Annotated in this window: 20 protein-coding genes and 1 pseudogene; 15 read left to right on the top strand and 6 right to left on the bottom strand. The window is 45.7% G+C overall.

Annotated features, from left to right (window positions below; all coding sequences use genetic code 11):
• Positions 1–106: 106 nt before the first annotated feature.
• Complete coding sequence (locus NKU06_RS04900) at positions 107–940, bottom strand: DnaJ domain-containing protein (RefSeq protein WP_254729188.1); 834 nt, start codon at positions 938–940, stop codon at positions 107–109.
• A 56-nt stretch (positions 941–996) separates the two neighbouring features.
• The gene (locus tag NKU06_RS04895; RefSeq protein ID WP_254729186.1) at positions 997–2940 is read right to left on the bottom strand and encodes an ABC-F family ATP-binding cassette domain-containing protein; all 1944 of its coding nucleotides are present in this window, start codon (positions 2938–2940) and stop codon (positions 997–999) included.
• A 175-nt stretch (positions 2941–3115) separates the two neighbouring features.
• Between NKU06_RS04895 and NKU06_RS04890 the strand changes: the two genes are divergently transcribed.
• The 4 genes from NKU06_RS04890 to NKU06_RS04875 all read left to right on the top strand — a co-directional run bounded on the left by NKU06_RS04890 (position 3116) and on the right by NKU06_RS04875 (position 6384).
• Positions 3116–3664, top strand: coding sequence for a carboxymuconolactone decarboxylase family protein (locus NKU06_RS04890; protein WP_254729184.1), 549 nt, complete (start codon positions 3116–3118; stop codon positions 3662–3664).
• 140 nt (positions 3665–3804) lie between these two features.
• Positions 3805–5367, top strand: a complete 1563-nt coding sequence (cls, locus tag NKU06_RS04885; protein ID WP_254729182.1) for a cardiolipin synthase — start codon at positions 3805–3807, stop codon at positions 5365–5367.
• 73 nt (positions 5368–5440) lie between these two features.
• Positions 5441–5965, top strand: a complete 525-nt coding sequence (locus NKU06_RS04880; protein WP_254729180.1) for a helix-turn-helix domain-containing protein — start codon at positions 5441–5443, stop codon at positions 5963–5965.
• Positions 5962–6384, top strand: coding sequence for an IS3 family transposase (locus tag NKU06_RS04875; RefSeq protein WP_254729178.1), 423 nt, complete (start codon positions 5962–5964; stop codon positions 6382–6384). The genes NKU06_RS04880 and NKU06_RS04875 overlap by 4 nt, the downstream gene beginning before the upstream one ends.
• A gap of 5 nt (positions 6385–6389) precedes the next feature.
• Here NKU06_RS04875 and NKU06_RS04870 read toward each other — a convergent pair whose 3' ends face one another.
• The gene (locus NKU06_RS04870) at positions 6390–7232 is read right to left on the bottom strand and encodes an integrase core domain-containing protein (RefSeq protein WP_254729032.1); all 843 of its coding nucleotides are present in this window, start codon (positions 7230–7232) and stop codon (positions 6390–6392) included.
• A gap of 57 nt (positions 7233–7289) precedes the next feature.
• Between NKU06_RS04870 and NKU06_RS04865 the strand changes: the two are divergent.
• A pseudogene (locus tag NKU06_RS04865) lies at positions 7290–7772 on the top strand (IS3 family transposase); the annotation flags it as partial.
• Positions 7773–7865: 93 nt separating this feature from the next.
• Here NKU06_RS04865 and ggt read toward each other — a convergent pair.
• Entirely contained in the window at positions 7866–9605 is a 1740-nt protein-coding gene (ggt, locus tag NKU06_RS04860; protein ID WP_254729176.1) for a gamma-glutamyltransferase, read from the bottom strand.
• Positions 9606–10048: 443 nt separating this feature from the next.
• On the opposite strand from ggt, the gene NKU06_RS11700 reads away from it, so the two are divergent.
• The 7 genes from NKU06_RS11700 (at position 10049) to NKU06_RS04825 (ending at position 17333) form a co-directional block, all read left to right on the top strand.
• Positions 10049–10198, top strand: a complete 150-nt coding sequence (locus NKU06_RS11700) for a hypothetical protein (protein ID WP_371928035.1) — start codon at positions 10049–10051, stop codon at positions 10196–10198.
• 182 nt (positions 10199–10380) lie between these two features.
• Positions 10381–11535: an acyl-CoA dehydrogenase family protein gene (locus NKU06_RS04855; protein ID WP_254729174.1), complete on the top strand. Its 1155-nt coding sequence runs from the start codon at positions 10381–10383 to the stop codon at positions 11533–11535.
• Positions 11536–11555: 20 nt separating this feature from the next.
• Entirely contained in the window at positions 11556–12917 is a 1362-nt protein-coding gene (locus NKU06_RS04845; protein WP_305884392.1) for an FAD-dependent oxidoreductase, read from the top strand.
• A gap of 158 nt (positions 12918–13075) precedes the next feature.
• On the top strand, positions 13076–14467 hold the full coding sequence (locus NKU06_RS04840) for a CmpA/NrtA family ABC transporter substrate-binding protein (protein ID WP_254729172.1): 1392 nt from the start codon (positions 13076–13078) through the stop codon (positions 14465–14467).
• 10 nt (positions 14468–14477) lie between these two features.
• Positions 14478–15353, top strand: coding sequence for a nitrate ABC transporter permease (gene ntrB / locus NKU06_RS04835; RefSeq protein ID WP_254729170.1), 876 nt, complete (start codon positions 14478–14480; stop codon positions 15351–15353).
• Positions 15343–16191 carry an ABC transporter ATP-binding protein gene (locus NKU06_RS04830; protein ID WP_253224507.1) on the top strand — a complete coding sequence of 283 codons (849 nt, stop codon included), beginning with the start codon at positions 15343–15345 and terminating at the stop codon, positions 16189–16191. Before ntrB ends, NKU06_RS04830 begins: the two co-directional genes overlap by 11 nt.
• A 320-nt stretch (positions 16192–16511) precedes the next feature.
• The gene (locus NKU06_RS04825) at positions 16512–17333 is read left to right on the top strand and encodes a pirin family protein (RefSeq protein ID WP_254729169.1); all 822 of its coding nucleotides are present in this window, start codon (positions 16512–16514) and stop codon (positions 17331–17333) included.
• Positions 17334–17806: 473 nt separating this feature from the next.
• On the opposite strand, the gene NKU06_RS04820 is transcribed toward NKU06_RS04825, so the two are convergent.
• Complete coding sequence (locus tag NKU06_RS04820) at positions 17807–18658, bottom strand: AraC family transcriptional regulator (RefSeq protein ID WP_254729168.1); 852 nt, start codon at positions 18656–18658, stop codon at positions 17807–17809.
• A 126-nt stretch (positions 18659–18784) separates the two neighbouring features.
• Here NKU06_RS04820 and NKU06_RS04815 point away from each other — a divergent pair, with 126 nt between their 5' ends.
• The gene (locus NKU06_RS04815; protein WP_254729167.1) at positions 18785–19216 is read left to right on the top strand and encodes an organic hydroperoxide resistance protein; all 432 of its coding nucleotides are present in this window, start codon (positions 18785–18787) and stop codon (positions 19214–19216) included.
• Positions 19217–19270: 54 nt separating this feature from the next.
• Here NKU06_RS04815 and NKU06_RS04810 read toward each other — a convergent pair whose 3' ends face one another.
• Positions 19271–19636, bottom strand: a complete 366-nt coding sequence (locus NKU06_RS04810; protein ID WP_254729165.1) for a helix-turn-helix domain-containing protein — start codon at positions 19634–19636, stop codon at positions 19271–19273.
• A 140-nt stretch (positions 19637–19776) separates the two neighbouring features.
• Here NKU06_RS04810 and NKU06_RS04805 point away from each other — a divergent pair, with 140 nt between their 5' ends.
• Positions 19777–20436, top strand: coding sequence for an NAD(P)-dependent oxidoreductase (locus tag NKU06_RS04805; protein WP_254729164.1), 660 nt, complete (start codon positions 19777–19779; stop codon positions 20434–20436).
• A 69-nt stretch (positions 20437–20505) separates the two neighbouring features.
• Positions 20506–20997 carry an ester cyclase gene (locus tag NKU06_RS04800; protein WP_254729163.1) on the top strand — a complete coding sequence of 164 codons (492 nt, stop codon included), beginning with the start codon at positions 20506–20508 and terminating at the stop codon, positions 20995–20997.
• Positions 20998–21022: the final 25 nt, after the last annotated feature.

Raw genomic sequence — 21022 nt, 5'->3', positions numbered from 1 at the left:
TGGATCAGTGGAAAATTATGCGGTGGGTTGTTGATGGTGGCGATGGGGTGATTTTTCTAGGGCAGAATGATTTGTTTGGCTAAATTTTATACAGTATCACGCACGCCTAGCCTTGTACTTCAAAGACCACCACCAAATCACCTGCACCATCGCTACTTGGCAAGCCCCGACCGCTTAGGCGAACACTGGTCGGATAATGTGCATGGGCAGGCACGCCAAGCTGTAGCGAAAGTGGCGGTGGCAAGAGCACCTGCACCCCTGCATCGATGTCACGACGGCTCAAGGCGACCGTATAATAGACATCCAGCCCACGCACGATAACATTGGGCTCGCTGATGGCAATCTGCACCGTGACTGTGTCAGCGCCACGAGTCAGATGAATGGTATCGCCTGTGGTCAGCCCTTTAGGTAGCGTCGTCTGCCATGTCTGATGGTTTACGGTAAAGGTCACTTCACCGCCATGATAGGCCAGCTGTAGGCTAATCTGACAAATGGGTAGCTCGCTTGTATGATTAAGCTGTCGCCACAGTCGCTTGGCGTGCTTGATGGCTTGCCCTGCGATACGCCCTGCACCGCTTGCGATATTATCTTGTACAGATGTGGGCACTTTGGATTTGACGACTTTGCCAAGCTTATCGGCTTGCTGTTTGGCAAATGCACCCACCGTATCTGCTACCTGCTGTTTTTTGGCAAGTAGCCACTGCCTATTGCGATACTCAAGCCATCGCTCATCATAGCGTTGTCGCATATCAGCATCTTTGAGCGTGGCATAAGCGGTGTTCAACAAGCGCGCCATCTGCGCATCGCCATCCGCCGCGCGGTCAGGGTGATGATGAGCGATTTGTGTGCGATAGGCGTGCTTGATGGTGGCGATATCGGCAGTCATCGCAATGCGAAGTAGTTGATAATAATCAATAAAATCGCCAGAAGATTTGCTCATTGTGTTGCCAGTTTAAAAAGAAGAAATCAAAATCACACCACTATACCGCCATGCCATCATGCCAATTCACTCTCAAGCGTCTCAAGCTCATCCTTCGCCATCAAAAGCGCTTCTTCTGCCGTCTCAATCTCATCTTTAAGCTTACTTTGTTCGTTCAGTTTTTCTAATAATTTAGCCTTATTGGCATCATCATACAGACCGCTGTCAGACAGATCATTTTCGATGACATCAAGTCTGCTACCTAGCATCTCAAGTTCGCTTTCCAGCTTGGCAATCTGCTTACGCAGGGGTGCGGTCTGCTCACGGATTTGGGCATTTTTTTTGCGTCGCTCTTCTTTACTCAGCCCATCATTGGCAGGGGTCTGTGCTTGTGGTGTGACGCACTCGGGTTTAGCGACTTCTTTTTGTTCTTTGTGGGCAAGCTGTCGCTCTTGACGAGCTTTTTTGAGATGTTCTGCATAGTCGCTCATATCACCGACAAACTCAGTGCAGCGACCATCTGCCACAAGCCACAGCTCATCACACACCGATAGGATCAAATCACGATCATGCGACACCAAAATCAATGCGCCCGCAAAGTCTTGCAGTGCAAGCATCAGTGCATTTCGCATCTGCAAATCCAGATGGTTGGTCGGCTCATCGAGCACCAAGACATTGGGTCGTTGCCACACCAATAATGCCAGCATCAACCGTGCTCGCTCACCGCCCGAGAACAGTCGGCTGACCGTATCAATCCGCTCACCCCGAAAATCAAAACTGCCCAAAAACGCCCGCAAATCCGCATCCGATGTCTGCCCTGCAATGCGTCTTAACATCACCATCGGCGTGGCATCATCATCTAGGCTGTCCATCTGATGCTGATTAAAATAGCCCAGCTTCAATGTCTCTGACACCTTATGCACACCGCTAATCAGTGGCAACTCACCGACTAATGCTTTGATCAATGTGGATTTGCCAGCACCATTTGCCCCAAGGATACCCATGCGGACACTTGGAGTGATTTGTAAGTTTACCTTAGAAATCATCGGCACGCCATCATAACCGATGGTCGCATTATCTAGACTGATCAGCGGGGATGCCATGTGTGATGGCTCATAAAACTTAAAACTAAACGCACTGTCCGCCATCACAGGGCTCAGCTCAGTCATACGGTCAAGCTGTTTGATACGGCTTTGGGCTTGCTTGGCTTTGGTCGCTTTGACACGAAAACGGCGAATGTAGTCTTCTAGGTGTGCGCGCACGGCTTGTTGTTTTTCGTAGGCTTGTTGTTCATGGGCAAGTCTTTCGGCGCGCGTACGGACAAATTGGCTATAATTGCCTGTATATAAAGTGATTTTGCCCTGTTCGATGTGCAAAATATGCCCACAAATGGCATCCAAAAATGCCTGGTCATGACTGATCAACAAAACAAGCTCATCGAACTTTTGTAGCCATTCTTCAAGCCACAAAATCACATCCAAATCCAAGTGGTTGGTCGGCTCGTCAAGCAGTAGCACATCAGCGCGGTGCATCAAGGTGCGAGCAAGGTTTAGACGCATCCGCCAGCCTCCTGAGAACATCGCCACCGCCTTGGTATGCTCAGCTTCGCCAAAACCAAGCCCTGATAAAATCATCGCCGCCTTAGCACGGGTGCGATAGCCATCAATCTCTTCAAAACGCTGATAAATCGGCGCAATCTCGTCGGCAGACAGCGTATCTTGGCGGCTGATTTTGTCATTGAGCTGCCACCATTCGGCATCGCCAGACAGTACATAGTCGATGGCAAGCATATCGGTGGCGTGAATCTCTTGTGCCATATGAGCGATCTGCCATGACGACGGCATCGACACTTGCCCAAGGTCGGTGGCATATTCACCCAAGATGGTGGCAAACAAGGTGGATTTGCCCGTGCCATTATTGCCTGTCAGACCGATTTTTTGCCCTTTGTGTAATTGTAAATTGACATCGCTAAATAGCAGTCGCCCTTCTCGGCGCACCGCCACATCTTTAAATTCAATCATGCTGTGTATCTCCTGGTAAATAATGTCTTATTTTAGCACATTTGCCTTATAATGCATATAAAGTGGCGCACAAAACCGCCATCACTGATAAATTTATCCACGCCGCCTTGCAAAAGCCCATTACCGTCCCTATACTAAGCCCATCTTTCACTTAACTTTTTATAAGGAAAACAAGATGGCTCGTCTAACCGTCAACACCCTAGAAACCGCTCCAGAACAAGCCAAAGAGCGCATGGAAATGGTACAAAAAGCCAATGGCTTTATCCCAAATCTGATTGGCGTACTTGCTAATTCACCACAAGCGCTTGAAATGTATCAAGAAGTGGGCAAAATCAACAGCCGCACTAGCCTAACACCTGAAGAAATCGAAGTGGTACAAATCACCGCAGCGGCGCACAACGGCTGTGATTTCTGCGTAGCAGGTCATACCAAAATCGGTACACTTAAATTAAAAATGCCTGAAAATGTGCTAAACGCCCTGCGTGCTCGCACCACCATCGAAGACAACGCCAAATATCAAGCCTTGGCACAGTTCACCATGCAGCTGATTGATAAGCGTGGTAAAGTGTCTGATGAAGAACTAGCAGCGGTCAAAGCAGCAGGTTATAGTGAGCAAAACATCCTAGATGTGGTGCTTGGTGTGGCACTAGCGACCCTGTGCAACTATGCCAACAATGTCGCCCAAAACGACATCAACCCAGAACTACAGGCGTATGCACCATAATAGCCGCCCCGCTTAATCACTCAAGCACCACCTGCAATGCTCAGGTGGTGTTTTTTGTGCATTTGTTCAAATCAGCTTTTATATACCATTGATTACTTAATGATGCTAAAATGGTTTTAATTTAATTTTGAGTGATTGTGATGGCTGATTGGCAGCACTATTTGTTTGAATTTTTGACCATATTGCACATTGTCTTGGTGCTTGTGCTGGTTGCGCATATTTTGGTCAAACAGAAAAATTACGGCGTGGCAATTGCATGGATTGCTACGCTTGCCTTGATGCCATTTTTGGGCGTGGTGCTGTATTTGATTTTTGGACAAGTCTATGTCAGCCAAAAATACAGTAAACGCCATCACATCGCTAGGCAGCTACTGGCTGATCTTGCTCACAATGCAAAGATTACCTTACATTCAGATGATAGCTTGCAGCATCTTAGCAAGAAATGGCGCGCACTTGCTGCAATGGGTGAAACTCAGACAGGCTTTGGCGCACAAGCCAATCATCAAGCAACCTTGCTTGCCAATGCCGACGCGATATTTGATGCACTCATCAGCGACATTCATCGCGCCACACGCACGGTGATGATGGAATTTTATATCGTCCATCCACAAGGCAAAACTCTAGAAGTTCTTGAAGCACTGATCGCTGCCAAACATCGCGGCGTGCGCTGTATCTTATTGGCTGACAGTGTCGGCAGTGCGGCATTTTTTCGCAGTAATATTTATAAAAAACTTCTGGCAGAAGACATCAGCGTGACACCGATGCTGCCTGTAGGCTTATTCAAAACCATCATCGCGCGTGCCGATATTCGCAACCACCGAAAGCTGATTTATATCGATGAAACCATCGCTTATACAGGCAGTTTTAATTTGGTAGATCCGCGGTTTTTCAAGCAAAACAGCGGCATTGGACAATGGATTGATGTGATGATTCGTACTACACACCATGATCATATGGGTGTGGTTAAGGCCATCGGTGCTGTAATCGCATCAGATTTGGGCACGGAGCAAGCAGATGGCTTATCCATGCTCAAAACCACCATCCAAAAATACACCAAAAAACTGCCGACACCCAAAAAGGGCTTGACCAATACCGCGCAGAACATTGAGCAATCGCCCATGTTCGATTATCCCATGGTAGATAATGTCATCATGCAGCTACTGCCATCTGCACCACGACTGTCAGGCACACTGGTCTATGACACCATCATCACTGCACTATATCATGCCAGACGAGAAGTCATCATTACCACACCATATTTCGTACCTGATGAACCATTGATGCTGGCTTTGACCAATGCTGTGCAGCGCGGTGTTTCCGTAACCTTGATCATACCCCAAAAGTCAGATTCTACACTGGTCAAATATGCATCCCAAGCGTATTTTTTGGCTTTATTGCAAGCAGGGGTTCGCATTGCCTTGTATAAAGATGGTTTGCTGCACAGTAAGATTATTTGGATTGATAATGAATATGCACTGTTTGGCACGGTCAATATGGATATGCGCAGTTTTTATATCAATATGGAAGTGATGCTTGCCATCTATCGCAGCAATGATGGCATAACCATGCTCGATGAGCTCAAAGACCTGCAGGCGCATTATTTAGCCGAGTGTCAAATCATCACCCTTGCCGATTGGCAAAATCGCAAATGGTATCTGTCGGTATTAGATGGTGCAGTGCGCTTGGTCAGTCCGCTGTTGTAACAGATAACCAAAAACACCGCCTGATGATTGAACCGCACCCCAAAAGTTAGACCCTAACCTTTGGGGTGTTTTTATGACCAAATACACAATGGACTTTAAACTTGAAGTCATTGATCATTATTTAACAGGACATAGTTACCACAACACAGCCAACTCTTTTGGTATTAAACGCTCTATTGTCCAAAACTGGGTGAGACTCTACCAAACTCATGGTGTTGATGGTATTCGTATCAGAAAGAGCAAAGCTAGTTATTCACCAGAATTCAAACACACTGCAGTATTACAACTACTTGCTGGTAAATCCATACGCACTTTGGCGATTGAATTAAATATCAGCAACCCAAGTGTGCTGTTTCAATGGTTAAAAGCCTATCAAACTCATGGTATCATGGGACTATATCCCAAACCCAAAGGTAGAAAATCTGTGCCTAAAACCAGCAAAGCAAAGCAAACATCCAAACCTGATGAACAAAAGACCCAAGCTGAATTGATTGCTGAATTACAACACTTACGCATGGAGAATGACATCTTAAAAAAGTTAGAAGCCTTGGAGCGTCAGCAAAGAAAAAGCAAATCATCATCAATAAAATCACAGTGATTGATGAGCTAAGGCAGATTTATCCATTAAAACAATTACTGACTTATCTTGGTGTTGCCAAAGCAACCTTTTATTATCACTTAAAGCAATTCAAGCAAAAGGATAAACATCAAGACATCAAAGATGCAATCAAAAAGATATATCACACCCATCAAGGCAGATATGGCTATCGCAGAATCACCCTTGCCTTAAAACAGTTAGGCTTTGTCATCAATCATAAAAAAGTGTGGCGACTGATGAACCAAATGGGACTGAAAGCACGGATTCGCTCTAAACGCAGATTTAGTGCTTATCAGGGTAAGGTGGGTAAAATCGCTGATAATGTACTCAAGCGTGATTTTAAAGCAGATCGACCCAACCAAAAATGGGCGACTGATGTCACTGAGTTTAAAGTGTTGGATAAACAAGGTAATGTGTAAGAAACTCAAGCGTTATTTACACTTTGCTTAAAATAAAACTCTAACCACTCATAAGGAGTAAAAGTTAAAGTCTTGCCAGTAGTCTCATCTTTCTTACTTAAAGATGAGTGCGGTCTAACAGTGTTGTAGAAATTAAGAAATCTGGTTAATTCTTGCTTTCTATGCTCACTGCTGACAAATTCATGTTTATCATGCCAAAGCTCCATTAATGTTCGTATGACCCTTTCAGCTTTGCCGTTGGTTTGTGGCCTACCTACTTTGGTAAATTTTTGATTGATGTTGTTTTGATAGCAGGCTTGAGAAAATTCATGGTCTTTTGTGCCTTTATATTCTGTGCCATTGTCAGAATAAATCACATCAATTTTGTAGGGGCATGGCTCTATCACTTGTTCTACAAGAAACTGTGTTGCACTAAAGGCTGTTTTATCCGGCATGATGTCAGCATACAATTCGCGAGAATAGTCATCTATGGCAACAAATAGATATTCTCTAGGACTGTTGGCATTTTGTCCTTTGAGCAAGGGCAGGCGTTTGGTGTCCACATGCACCATCTCACCAGGATAGGACTTATTGTATCGCTTGGCTTGCTTTTTGAGCTTATCCTGTATGGATTGTTCAACTTTAGCAAGGCGTTTAATACCATATTTGGCTTGTTTAAAGCGATTGTTGGTACTGGCTTGGGGCTTGAGTAGCTTAACACGAGCAAGTTTTAAGACTTTGTAAATGGTAGGTCTTGATACTTTGTACTCCAATGCTAGTGAAGTAACTGACTGCCTGTTCTTGTGATAAGCAGTCCAAATGGCTTCCCGTTGGTAGGGAAGCAATCGTGTATTTTTATGAATGTTCATTTGCAGTATTTTACCTTAATACTGTAAACAACGGTAGTTTATCTTACAGGTAATGTCAAAAAGCTTTACTTGTCTCCCATCATGGATTTGTTTAATGGAGAAATTGTTAGCTATCAGATGCACAGTAGCCCAAATTATGGCTTGGTTGCCAAGATGCTTGATCAGGCACTAAAGCGACTGCAAGCAGATGATAATGCTGGCAACGATAGCAGCAAACCACAATTGATTCTGCATTCAGATCAAGGCTGGCACTACCAAATGCAAAATTATCAACAAACCTTAAAAGACAACAACATCATTCAAAGTATGTCAAGAAAGGGCAATTGCTTGGATAATGCGGTGATAGAAAGCTTCTTTGGCACATTAAAAGAAGAAATCTTCTTTCATGACAAACATCAAAGAAGATTTACCTCCATTGATGAGCTTAAACAAGCGATTGATGAGTACATCCATTACTACAATCATGATAGAATAAAGAGTAAACTAAAAGGACTAAGTCCTGTAAAATACAGGCGCTTAGTCCTTGATCAAACCACTTAATTTAAACCTAGTCCTTAATCTTAACTTTGTCTAAGATTTGGGGGTCGGTTCAGATGTCAAACGGTGTTTCATTCATAGCGATTAACCTATTATTCAATAGCCTGCTGCTAAACCATCACTTCTTGGGTCGGTAGCAGCCGAAATAACACCACTTTGACGGTTGATATAGATTGCGCCAGCATGACCCATAGTATCGGTATAATCATCGAGCATTTCTACAGGCTGACCACGATCCGACAAGGTTTTTGCGACATCATCACCCACTCTGCCTTCTAACTTAAGAGAGTTGGATTCTGCACCCCAAGTGCGTCCATACAGCCATCTTGGTGCAGCCACTGCATCTTGTACACTCATATTATAATCAATCACACGAGTCGCAATAGCAGCCTGGGTTTGTGGCTGCCCTTCACCACCCATCGTACCATAAACCAATACTGGCTTTTGTTGATTATCCAAGATCATCGCAGCATTCAAGGTATGAAAAGTACGCTTCTTAGGCTCTAGATGATTGACATGATTGGGGTCTAATGAGAAAAAGCTGCCACGATTTTGCAAAAGCACACCTGTATTTTTTGCAACAATCCCTGAGCCAAAGTCATGATAAATACTTTGGATTAACGAAACAGCATTACCATCCTTATCTACGACACCTAGCCAAATAGTATCACCTTTTGGCTCAAGCGGTGGGTTTTTGCCAGCTGCTTTTGTCATGTCAATACGGGCTGCCTGAGCTTTGCCATGCTCATCTGAAAGCAAGCGCTCGGTAGGGATGGTTGAAAATTCTGGATCGGTCAAATAAGTATCACGGTCAATAAAAGCTTCTTTGGTCGCTTCCACCAAAAGATGATAATAGTCCGCCGAACCTTCTTTAATTTTTGACAAATCATAATTATTCAAAATATTTAAGATTGCCAAAGATGCCATCCCTTGCGTATTTGGTGGTAGATTATACGCTGTATAATTTCTGTACGGAACAGATAATGGCGTTACCCAATCTGCACGATGATTGGCAAAGTCATTTAGGGTCAATACACCGCCATTTGCCTGCAGGTCTGCAACGATACTCTTGGCAATGCTGCCCGTATAAAATGCTGATGCGCCATCTTTAGCGATTGTTTCTAAAGTTCGTGCCAAATCAGGCTGGCGATGGATTTCGCCCACCTGATAAGGACTTCCATCAGGCTTCAAATATACTCTGCGAAACTCATCAAACCGCTGCAGATTACGAGCTTCTTTATCTTTGGTATCTGTATTGATTTGTTGCCAACGTGCAACCGATGGCGAAACGACATAACCATCTTGGGCATAGCCAATCGCTCTATCAAATAGCTTGTTCCACGCCAGACCTTTATTGCTAAAATGCCCCTGCGCAAAAGTATGAGCAGCATCCCAACCAGAAATAATACCTGGTACAGTATTGGCAGCCAAATATCCCCTGCTAGGAATTTTGTCATAGCCTTTAGATTTATAAAAATCAATACTCACTTTTTCGCCCGAGTGTCCACTGGCATTCAAAGCGTGCACTTGCTTGGTCTTGGCATCATAAATCAGCCAAAAATTATCGCCACCAATAGTATTCATCTGCGGATAAACTACCGCCAAGGTTGAAGCAGCAGCAATTGCAGCATCCACCGCATTGCCACCATTTTGTAAAACTTCAAGACCTGCCTGTGTCGCTAAATGATTTGGCGTGGTGATCGCCGCATTACTGACCATGGGGTTTTTGCAAGCCGATTCGGTGGCGCAGTATTTGCCAGTTGGTGTTTCTGCTTGCACATGGGTCGCCGAAACACCCACAAGGGCAAAACTTAACGCGAATAATGATTTTTTCATACATAAGCTCCATATTTGTATTCAAATTTGGCATTTTTAACTCTTAAATGAGTTGCCATATCAATAATCACATAATACAGTGTAATTCATAAGATACTACTGATATATCATTTAATTATCTTATGAATGAACTCATTATAATTTTATTATTCATTATTTTCAATATTATTATCTTAAAATATTATTAATTAATAATGATAAAAAATATTGAATTCAAATGTTTTTTCTTAACAATCTATTTTTACTATAAAACCAAGTATTTTATGGGGTTATTCTTCTGTTTTTGTCAAATAACAAAAATTATTGATTATTTATATTTTAAAATTATATATGAAATATGTCTATATAAATATAATATACATATCCATACAGCCAAGAATTATTATGCATTTTATAAATAAAATACAGTAAAACCCTGCCCATCACCGAAAAAAACCGCACAAATCTGCGCACGGCTACACATTCCTGATCATACACCTGAAAATGACGCATGGATCGCCGCCAGTGCCATTGAACACAATCTGATTTTGGTCACACGCAATAGTGCTGATTTTGTCAGAACAGGCGTACGGCTGTTTAATCCATTTGAATAATGATGTCATATTTTCGCCCCAATTTCCTATCCTTATTCGAAAATAGAATATACAAATTTCCTCGCGCCTGCCTATAATTGTCCGTTTACCAAATATTTTTACAGTTGTTATTTATAACCACGAAATATCTTTAGTCCATCATTGACATTTATTGATCATTGATCGTATTTTTTGGGGTTGGCATGAACCAGTTTGACACTTATTTTACCGATACCACCATCAATCCTGCTGCCGATGCGGTGCGTGCGTGGCAGTCGCCAAATTTCTTGGATAATATCGCCGCCGCTGCCAAGCAAAGCCTTGATCCGCTTGCTATTGACAAAGGCCATTATCCAACTGCTGAGATGGCTCAGCTTGCCAAATTGGGTGCATTTTCAGCACACCTAAACGCCCAAGGCAACCGCTTTGGCGATGCCATTCTTGCCACTGCTAAGATCGGCGAAACCTGTGGCACGACTGGCTTTTTGTCTTGGTGTCATCAGGTCTGCGCACTGTATCTTGACCAATCGGACAACAGCGCGCTCAAGCCGCTTTTGGCGAGCCATGCCATCGGTGATAGCTTTGGCGGTACAGCATTGTCAAACCCGATGAAAACCTTTGCTAACATCGAATCGATGATCCTACGCGCCACCAAAGTCGATGGCGGCTATGTGGTCTCAGGCACACTGCCGTGGATCAGCCACATCGCACCGAATCAATACTGCGGAGCGATCGCGCGCGTGGATGGCGAGAATAAAGATGTGTTTTTCTTGCTGCAATTTGATGATGCGCGCCGCGGACAATGGGCGCTGAACGCCTGCCCAACTTTCAGCGGTATGGAAGGCTCTAGCACTTGGCAGATCGCGCTCAATGACTACTTTGTGCCGAATGACACTATCATCGCTGATCCTGCCAAGCCGTTCATCGAACGCGTGCGCGGGGCATTTGTGCTGATGCAGCTGGGCATCGGTGCTGGCATCATCCAAGGTGCGATCAATGACATCATCGCCGCCGAACCTGCCCTAGGTCATGTCAATCAATACCTAGAAGACCAAGCAGGCGATTTACAAAACAGCCTTGATAAGCTTGTGGCGCAGACTTTAAGCCTTGCTACCACGCCATTTGACAGCAGCAAAGCCTTTTTCTTAGATGTGCTAGACACGCGCATCCAAGGGGCACAATTATCACTCAAAGCCACGCAAGCTGCCCTACTGCACCAAGGCGCAAAAGGCTATCTGATGACCGCCGCGCCACAGCGTCGCATCCGTGAAGCGCATTTTGTGGCAATCGTCACGCCTGCCATCAAGCACCTACGCAGTCTGTCACAGCAGCTGCTGACCGATGTGTCGCCTGCCTAAACGATGACAAGGGGAGATTCATGAGCGAAATTCTAGCAAGCGTCAATATGGACAAAGACGGCAACCCAACCGATGGACGCGGTGCATGGCGACAGTATCTGTGCCGCGCTTGTGGTTGGATTTATGATGAAAAAACAGGCGATCCTGATGGTGGACTGCCTGCTGGCACACGCTTTGAAGACATTCCTGATGACTGGATGTGTCCACTGTGTGGCGTGACCAAGCGCGACTTTGAGCCTTTTGTGCAGCGCGAAACTTTCGCGGTCGCCGCCAAGCCATGCTCGGACAATGGCGTGATCGTCATCGGTGGTGGCACGGCAGCATGGACGGTGATCGAGACTTTGCGTAAGCTTGATGACTGCTTGCCGATCACACTCATCACAGCCGACAGTGGCGATCGCTATATGAAGCCACAGCTGTCGATCGCCATCAGCCAAAACAAAACCCCTGATGTGCTGATCACCAAAAAAGCAAGCGACCTTGCCAAAACGCTCAACATCCACCTAGTCTCCCACACCTTTGCCACAGGCATCGACAGTGATGCACAAATCGTGCGCACCACGCGGGGTAACTTTGGCTATCGCCACTTGGTCATCGCACAAGGCGCGACACCGTTTCTGCCGCCAAGCCTACCTGCTGATAAGGTCTGGCGCATCAATCACATCGATATGTTTGCCGATTTGCAAGCCAAATTATCCGCCAAGCCCAATCAGCACATCGCCATCGTCGGCGCTGGCATGATCGGGGCTGAGCTTGCCGAAGACATCGCCAAAGCCGGTCATCGCGTCACTTTGCTGTGCCGTGATGCACTGCCTTTGGCAGAAATCCTGCCGCGACAGGCAGGCGAAAAAGTCCGCGATGCACTCACAGGCATCGGCATCGATTATCGCGGTAGCATCACGCTTCAAGGCATTGAGAAAATCGATCACGGCTATACGCTTATGCTCAATGATGGCACCATCAGTGCCGATGAAGTGGTGGCGTGCACAGGTCTTGTGCTGGATGATCGCTTGGCGCGCATGGCGAACATCGAACACACACCGCACGGCATCGTGGTCAATGAGCGCACGCTACAGACTTCTAACCCGCACATCTTCGCTATCGGCGACTGTATTGTGATTGATGGCAAGCCTTGCCGCTTCGTCGCCCCACTGCGCGAACAAGCCGCCGCTATTTGCCATGAGATTTTGTCACTGCCGCACACAGGCTATCAGCACAAACCGCCTTTGGTGCGCCTAAAGACCAAGTCCATCATTGTCTCAGTCACAGGTACGATTGACAAAAATCAAGCATGGCAAGTAGCAGAAGAAACGGACGCCTTATTTATCCTAACCCAAGAGACAAATGGGCAAGTGACGGCGAAAATCGAGCTAAAACGCTAAGCAGCTGACACAAGCCTATGGTTATGCCAATTTGGCACAGTCGCTTTGCCAAAAAGCTGACTACAATAACAGCCATAACCACAATTAAACATTTAAACAAGAAAACCATCGTCTGATCAAGGCTGGTTTTCTTTTATAAATTAAAAAAATCTAAGATTATGCCTAATATTTTTCGCCCTTTTGATGATAAGCCGCTGAGCCTTGGCTGTACTTGCGGCAAGCATGTCAGCCAAGCTGAGTGCGACAGCCATCTGCAGCTTGATGATCGCTTTGCCAATGTCCAAGCAGACAGCCGCATCGAGCATACCAATACCGATTTGATCGAAGCGACACTGATCAAGGCGATTTTGCCACATGAGCCGACGCGCCGCGCGTTTTTAAAATCGGTCGGCAAAGGTACGGCACTTGCCGCCATTGCCAGCATTTTGCCGATTGCAAGCCTGCAAGAAGCCGCCGCCTTAGATGTGCTTAAGCCTGAGAAAAAAAGCGTCGATATCGGTTTTTTGCCGATTCTATGCTCAACGCCGCTGATCATGGCTGATCCTTTGGGCTATTATGAAGAGCAAGGCGTCAAGGCAAATCTACACAAGCGCGCAGGCTGGGCACTGGTGCGTGATCAGATGATGAATCGTGAGCTTGATGCGACGCATTTTCTGGCGCCGATGCCACTTGCCATTAGTTTAGGTCTTGGTTCTGCCAAGCAGGACATGAAAGTCGCCGCCATTCAAAATACCAATGGTCAAGCCTTGGTCATGGCACTTAAGCACGCCAACAATCGCGATCCAAAAAACTGGAAAGGCTTTACTTTTGCCATTCCATTTGAACATTCGATTCACAACTACTTGCTGCGCTATTTCCTTGCAGAGCATGGGCTTAATCCTGATACAGATGTCAAACTGCGCCTGACCACGCCGCCTGATATGATTGCCAATCTCAAAGCAGGCAACATCGATGGTTTCTTTGGTCCTGAGCCGTTCAACCAACGCGCCGTGTGGGATAAGGCAGGCTATATTCACACCCTAAGCCGCGATATTTGGTTGGGGCATCCGTGCTGCTCGTTCGGCACTTCCCAAAGCTTTATCAATGATAATCCGCAAACTTTCCTAGCCATGTACCGCGCCATCATCAAAGCCAATGTCATGGCGAACGAACCAAGCATTCGTAAGGATTTATCAAAACTGCTTGCCCCTGCCAATTATCTGAACCAACCTGAGCTGGTGCTACGCCAGTCAATCATGGGACGCTTTGCCGATGGCGTGGGCAATGTGCAGGATTTCCCTGATCGCATGGGCTTTGATGTCATGCCGTGGCAGTCGGTGGCGGTGTGGATGCTCACGCAGATGAAACGCTGGGGCTATCTGACCGAAAATATCAATTATCAAGACATCGCCAACCAAGTCTTTATGCTTACCGATGCCAAAAAACAAATGCAAGCGATGGGCTACACCGTCAAAGAAGATGAGCCAAAAATCATGGTGATGGGCAAAGAATTTGACGCAGCCAATCCTGATGCTTACTTAAATTCTTTTGCGATTGGGCAAAAAGCCTAAGGAGTCCTTGATGAAATTGACCACCAAAACCAAGGGCTATTTGCTCTCGATTCTCATCGTGCTTGCGACGCTTGGCGTCTGGCAATGGGCGACTTTGCCACAAAAAATCTACGCCCCAACCGATCCTTTAAAGCTAGAATACAGCGTGCTTATGGGTGATATTCCTGAATTTACCGAACCAGGGGCTGTGGTCTCAAGTCAAAAAAGCGAATTTCCCACACCGACCGACTTTGGACAAACAGCGATCAATCACTTATCCGATCCATTTTATGATAAAGGCTTGAACGATAAAGGCATTGGCATTCAGCTTGGCTATTCGATTGGGCGAGTGCTTTTGGGCTTTTTCTTGGCGATGATTGTCGCGATTCCACTGGGTTATGCCATCGGAATGTCGCCGATTTTGGGCAGTGCCGCGCAGCCATTTGTACAGCTACTCAAGCCGATTTCGCCACTGGCGTGGATGCCGATTGCGCTATATACCATCAAAGATTCTAATGCATCGAGCATTTTTGTGATTTTTATTTGTTCCATTTGGCCGATGCTGACGAACACCGCCTTTGGGGTGGCGTCTGTGCGCCGTGAATGGCGTAATGTCGCCAAGACCCTTGAGCTGTCGCCACTACAGACCGCTACCAAGATTGTCATTCCTGCGGCGGCACCGACCATTGTTACAGGTATGCGTATTTCTATGGGGATTGCGTGGCTGGTGATTGTCGCTGCCGAGATGCTCGTGGGTGGTACAGGCATTGGTTATTTTGTGTGGAATCAGTGGAATAATTTATCGCTTGCCAATGTGATTTTTGCTGTGCTACTCATCGGTCTTGTGGGTATGGTGCTGGATATGCTGTTTGGCGTGCTACAAAAGAAGGTGAGCTATGTTGAATAACCCTTTAATCACGGTCGAAAACTTGACCAAACGCTACGGCGATGGCGACAATGTCTTTGAAAATGTCAATTTTAACATCGTCAAAAATGAGTTCATCTGCCTGATCGGACATTCAGGCTGTGGCAAATCCACCATCCTAAATGCCCTAGCAGGTCTTGAAAATGCCACATCGGGCAGCATCACCATGAATGGCAAAGAAGTGGTGAAACCAAGCCTTGAGCGCGGTGTGGTCTTTCAAAGCCATGCCCTACTGCCGTGGCTGACGGTCGGCGAGAACATCAGCTTTGCCCTAAAAGCCAAAACGCCAACGCTATCGGCAAGCGAATTAAACAGCAAAATTGATTTTTATCTTGAGATGGTCGGACTTGGCAGGGTCAAAGACAAAAAACCAAGCGAGCTGTCAGGCGGCATGAAGCAGCGTGTCGGCATCGCACGCGCCTTTGCCACGCAGCCTGAGCTGCTACTGATGGATGAGCCGTTTGGGGCGCTTGATGCCTTGACGCGCGGCGTGATTCAAGATGAGCTGGTGAACATCGTCGATGACACGCACCAGACGGTATTTATGATCACCCATGACATCGATGAAGCGATTTTGCTTGCCGATCGGATTTTTTTGATGAGCAATGGCCCGCGTGCGTTTTTGGCAGAAATTGTCGAGAACACCATTCCAAAGCCGCGCCATCGTGATAACATCCACCACCATCCACATTATTATAAGATTCGCAATCACTTGCTTGATTTTCTGGTGCATCGCAGCAAGGCACTGCAGCAGCAAAGCGAGCGACCTGCCGAACCTGTGGTGGTAAATTTCAATCACACCGCGTGGGATGGGCTATGATGGCTATCTTTGCAAATTTGCAAATTGCAGTTGCCAAAATGTGACTTGTTCAAGTCATCCAAGCGGCGTAAACTGTGCATCACAATAACAACAACACATAATAATAACAATAACAAAACTCTCCTTAATACACTCCAACTGGCGAAGCTCATCCCTTCGCCATTTTTTCGTTTGTGGATTTTGTTTGGTAAAAATTCAAATTGCCAACTTTACATTTTTGCAAAATAATCTTGTTAATTCGAGTATTGTTTGCAATTTTAAATGGTTGTAAACTATCCATCAACAAGAACAAATAGGTATAAGACCCTAAGGATATGATCATGACAACACGACAATTCACCACGATTTACACCGCGCACAAACACATCGATGATGGCGATATTTTGCTTTGGCGCGCCTTACCATTGCAGGCTCGCAGCTCATTAGGCCCTTTCGTCTTCATCGATCACTACAGCCACAAAGGCTTGCGCGGTATCGGCGATCGCCCACACCCCCACGCAGGCATCGAAGTGATCAGCTACATCCTAGAAGGTGGCGTGGAGCATCGTGACAGTTTCGGTTTTCGCGACACCATCAATGCAGGCGACTCGCAGTACATCCGCGCAGGTCGTGGCATCATCCACGCCGAGCAGCCGACCAGTCCGCGTCATGGCTTGCAGCTGTGGACGAGCCTACCGCCTGATCAAAAATTTGCCGAACCAACTTACCAATCGATCCGCGCCGATAAGATCGTCACACTTGATAAAAACGGCGCCGATATCCGCATCATCGCAGGCACGGTCGATGGCATCGCAGGTCCGCTTAAGCCTGTCAGCGATACCGTCTTTGCCTATGTCAAGCTACCAGCAGGCACAAGCGTGGATCTTGCCATCGATGCCGAAGAGCTTGGACTGTATGTCACCAAAGGTCGCCTGCCTTTGCCAAATGGCGACACGCTCGGCAGCGAAGGCTTGGCAATCTTCGGCGCAGGCGATCAGATCAGTGTGAGCGCTGGCGATGATGCGGTGGAGTTTGCCCTATTAGGCGGTGAACGCGCAGAAGGTCCGATTCTGTTCGACGGTCCGTTTGTGATGGACACACCAGAACGCCTACAGCAAGCCTATGATGATTATCACAGTGGCAAGATGGGCAAACTGGTCTGATACCGCACTTGGCAATCGGTCATCGCGGCAGTGCCGATTGCCAAGAATAGCCGCCAACTGCCCGTGAGTTACAATTTGGCAAGTTTGCAAATTTAGAACTTATATTTTCAAAATTGGCGGTTGTTCAAGCCCTTTAATCATAATAAAATACACGCAACGACAACAAATAAGGTCAGTGATCACAGGCAAGTACCTGACCAAAGTAAATAACGATAACAACAATTGATTAAACATCAAAAAGCGGTCATTGGCCAGCTGAATAACGACAATTAAGAATAATAACAAATAACGAAAATTAAGAATAATAACAAATAACGAAAATTAAGAATAGAAACAATAATAAAAACAATAAGATAAAGCGATAAAATAATAATAAAAATAAATAATACTTATAATAATAACAATAAAATCAGTGCCCTTAATACACTCCACCGGTGAAGTTTCGACTTCACCGATTTTTTTATCCTATATGCTCAATGCGCGCTTGGCGACACCCCAAAATAACGCTTATACTCTCGGCTAAACTGACTCGGGCTTTCGTAGCCGACTTGATGTGCTGCTTGGGAGATGGGCAGATTTTCTTGATAAATCAATCGCTTAGCTTCTAGCAGCCGCAGTGATTTTTGGTACTGTAGCGGTGTCAGCGTGGTGATCTGCTTGAAATGATGATGAAAACCCGACACCGACATACCGCACAGCGCCGCCAGCGTCTCGACAGGCACTGTCTGATCAAAATGCGTGCGCAGATATTCGATGGCTTTGGCGATCTTTTGTGTGTGTGAACCTGTGCTGACCATTTGGCGCAGTTTGGCACCCTGTTCACCGCTTAACAGTCGATAATAGATCTCTTGCTGGATGAGCGGTGCTAAAAACGCGATGTCATTTGGAGTTTCGTGCAAGAGTAATAGCCGCTCAAATGCCGAAGTCAAATCCGCATCCAGCTGCCATTGCCCAAAAAATGACAAGTGCTGCGGTGGTGGCGCAAAATCGTGCTGCGACAAGATCCGACCGACCATCACAGGATCGATCTTCATCGACATCACCACAAATGGCTCATCTGCTGTCGCGTGCTCAATCCGCCCAAAAATCGGCACATTGACAGGGCAAAACATGAATTTATCATCATCAAATACATAGCACGCATCACCCAACCAAATCTTGCGCTCGCCTTGGATCACAATACAGATGCTCGGCTCTTGGATGGTATTTTCGTAGTCAAAGGGGCGATCACTGTGATGAATGATCAAACCTGCAATCGGCGAATGATAGGTTTGGTTGTGCGGAATGGCGCGCAGTAGGCGGTGAAATTCTTGGGTAGAAAACATAATTTTTGGAGAATTAGGCAAGAAATTTGCAGAAATTGTATAGCATCTTGATCACCAATGCAATATCATGGACGCATTCCTTGATGGATATCGTCAATTTAAATTAACAAAAATAAAGGTGAAATTATGAAAATTTTTTATCACACTTCAGCAACTGCAACAGGCGGACGAGATGGTCATACCCAAGTAGATGACGGCTCAATCGGCTTTGATTTGGTTGGTTTTCAAAATACCAGCGGTAAAGTCGGCACTAATCCAGAACAGCTTTTTGCGATGGGTTATGCGGCGTGTTTTGACAGTGCAATGAACCATGTGGCACCGACTTTGGGTATTAAGCCAACCAAATCCAGCACCACCGTTGGTGTGGGGATTGGTCAAACAGCGGACGGTGCGTTCGGTTTAGACCTTGACATTACCATCACGGTGGAAGGCTTAAGCGTTGATGATGCCAAAAAATTGATTGAAAAAGCCCATGCCGTCTGCCCATATTCTAACGCTACTCGTGGCAATGTTGATGTGCGTTTGCATGTGAATGTGGTGCAAACATTTGATTTGTAATCCATATTTGATAATCAAAATGCCGTTTGATGGATATCAAACGGCATTTTTATCCTACTTAGGTTTATTTGCCAAAATCTCCCCCAAATTCCCTTCTAGCCAATCCACCAAATCAGCGATTTTTTCACTTGCCTGCCGACCATGTTCCGTCAGCGTATATTCCACATGGGGCGGAACGGTGTTGAATGATTTGCGAATGAGCATACCGTCTTGTTCCAAATTTTGTAGCGTTTGAGCCAACATTCGCTCGCTAATGCCTTCAATTTCACGGCGAAGTTCGCTAAATCGTTTCGTTCCTGTAAATAAAACACGCATGACCAACACGCCCCAGCGGTTAGTCAGATGAGTTAAGATGGCACGAGATGGGCATTTTGCAGATAACACCCAGCCTTTTTGCAGAAATTCTTCAGTTTTTTGCATTTTTAAACCTTTTAATATCAATGAGTTAAAAAATTATTTTCATACTTACTTTTTTGTAAGTACTTCTTTATTTAAATTTAACTGCTTATAATACGCTACATCAAGCAAATATTCAATTTTTTATTAATAGGAGTAATCTTATGAAAAAATTTGCAGTGATTGGTGCGACAGGTTATGTTGGTAGTGCAGTTGTGGCAGAGCTTGCCAGTCGTGGTCATCAAGTGGTCGCTTTTGCTCGCAATGCGGACAAAGTGGCACAAGCGGATAATGTGCAAGCGGTACAAGTTGATGTGTTGTCGCCTGATTTTGCCAAGCAATTACAAGGCTTTGATGCGGTGGTAAGTGCCTTTAAAGTCAGCTATCCTTCAGCAAATTTCCGCCAAGATTATCTGACTGGTGCAAATGCGATTCTAGAAGCTGCTAAAACCGCAAATGTGCCGTATTTGTTGGCAGTCGGTGGTGCAGGTAGCCTATTTGTTGCCCCAGATGTACAATTGGTTGATACGCCCGCTTTCCCACAAGAAATTCATGAGTTAGCAGATACAGTGCGTGTCTTTGCCAATGATTTACTTGACCGCCGTGATGTCAATTGGGCATTTATTTCGCCACCTGCTTTGCTTGGCGTAACAGGCGGTTACAGTGAAGAGCGTACAGGCAGTTATCGTTTGGGCGAAGATGATGTGCTGATGAATGGCGATGTGCCTGCTGGCATTAGCGTGGCGGATTTGGCGATTGCGATTGCCGATGATGTGGAAAATAAAGCACATTTGTTTAAACGATTTACCGTAGCAAGTAAATAATTTTGATGATGAAAATGCCATCTGTTTGGATTAGATGGCATTGCTTAAAAACAACCTATTGGAGTATTTATGAAAACTTTATTGACCTGTGCTGTGTTAGCAAGCAGTCTTGCCCTAACCGCCTGTGCCACATCGCAAGCCAAGCCACGGCAAGCCCATGCGGTACAAACTGCCCAAAGCACGCTTGAACGCAACAAAGCCAATGTGTTGAGTTTCTATGAATTGGCATTTAATCAACACAAAGTACAAGAAGCGGTAGATAAATACATTGGCAAAGAATACTTACAGCACAACCCAACGGTTGCCGATGGCGGTCAGGCATTTATTGACGCATTCGCCCCATTTTTAAAAGGACACCCACAATCTCGTGCCAGTATCAAATGTGTGATTGCCGAAGGGGATTTGGTCATGGTTCATGTACATAGTCAGTTGAATGCACAGGATAAAGGCGAAGCCGTTGTGGATATTTTCCGTTTGGACAAAGATGGCAAAATCGTAGAACATTGGGATGTTATTCAAGCTGTACCTGAAAAAACCGTCAGTGGTCGCAGTATGTTTTAAAGAAAAAAACGCCGTTTGAATGAAT

The organism is Moraxella sp. FZLJ2109 (assembly GCF_024296965.1).
Lineage (GTDB): Bacteria > Pseudomonadota > Gammaproteobacteria > Pseudomonadales > Moraxellaceae > Moraxella.
Note: the sequence above shows the minus strand (reverse complement) of the source record. Positions and strands in the feature narration are given on the sequence as shown.